Origin of the sequence: Streptomyces sp. H27-H1 (genome assembly GCF_026627445.1) — a bacterium.
Classification (GTDB): Bacteria; Actinomycetota; Actinomycetes; order Streptomycetales; family Streptomycetaceae; genus Streptomyces.
This window is the reverse complement of the sequence record NZ_JAPNLJ010000149.1, coordinates 1-1,178: the sequence shown is the minus strand read 5'-3', so window position 1 is coordinate 1,178 and position 1,178 is coordinate 1. Positions and strand designations below refer to the sequence as shown.

The 1,178-nt window shown below is 66.3% G+C and carries 1 protein-coding gene; it reads left to right on the top strand.

The features are described 5' to 3' along the window. Positions 1-254 precede the first annotated feature (254 nt). Positions 255-719, top strand: coding sequence for a calcium-binding protein (locus OTB20_RS42205; protein ID WP_267825189.1), 465 nt, complete (start codon positions 255-257; stop codon positions 717-719). Positions 720-1,178: the final 459 nt, after the last annotated feature.

Sequence of the window (1,178 nt, the reverse complement as noted above, 5' to 3'; positions counted from 1 at the left end):
GGGGGGGGCGGGGGCAGGGGGGGGGGGGGGGGGGGCCCGGTCCGGCTCCTGCCCGGCTGTTGAGAGGCGCGCGGGTGGGGGCCGGGCCGGGGTACGGCCAGCAGCGGTGGTAGGGCCGTGTGCCCATAGGTACAGGATTTGGGTGATTTGTCCGAGGATTGGGTGCGGTGTGTTCAGGGTTTGTCGGTGAGATTTACCGAGCGTTGAGGCAGTGATGGGGGTGATGGCGTAGGCCGGCATGGGAGGACTTCTTGGTGCAGTGGACGGCTTCGATGCCGTGGTTGCTGCCTGGAGGTCCTGCTCGGTCGGTCGGGATTGCGGGTTCCGCTCCCGCCGCCGGAACGGTCAGCTCCCGGCCGGGTCGCCAGCCTGCCAGAGCCACTATCACCGGTACTGATGGCAACGACACCATCAACGGCACCACCGGTGACGATGTGATCTACGCCGGGGACGGGAACGACACCTTCAACGGACGTGGAGGCAACGACCTCATCTGCGGCGAGACGGGCAACGACCCCTTGCGCGGCGGTGACGGCGACGACACCCTCGAGGGCGGTGCCGGCAACGACAATCTTCAGGGTGGTGCCGGCAACGGCAGCCTTCTGGGTGGCGTTGGCAACGACACGCTCGATGGGGGAAGCGGAACGAACACCAACCACGGCGGTACCGGTCACAACACCTGCGCCAATCCCGCCACGGGGCTCGGCTGTCCCGCGTAACCCGGCGACACCACCGGCAGTCACGCACCTGTGGAACCTGCCTGCGGACTATCTGCTCGCCGGGCGGGACTGATCCAGGGCCTGGGTGATTTCTGGGTGTGCTGGCTGCAGGGATGTGGTCATCCGCTGTGGGCCGTTATGAATGTATTGGAGCTCCGGTTGCCGGGGTGGCTTTCAAGTCACCCTGAACGGCGGGAGCTTCGGTATGTTGTCAGGCTGTCACTGTCTGCCTGGCGAAGCCGCCTTTGTCCCCACGGGGTAGGACTGCAGGGCGCGCGGGGGCCGGTGACGGACGCTGCCCGGCCCGCGTGATCGTTGACCGTATGTGTCAATGGCCTCGACATACGGCTCTGATCAACATTTCGGGATCGCCCAGCGTGATGGGTCACGGGGTGAGGAGGATGCGGCGTCGTAGGAGGTCGAAGTTGGCCCGTCCGTAGCCTTGGCGTTTGAGGAATT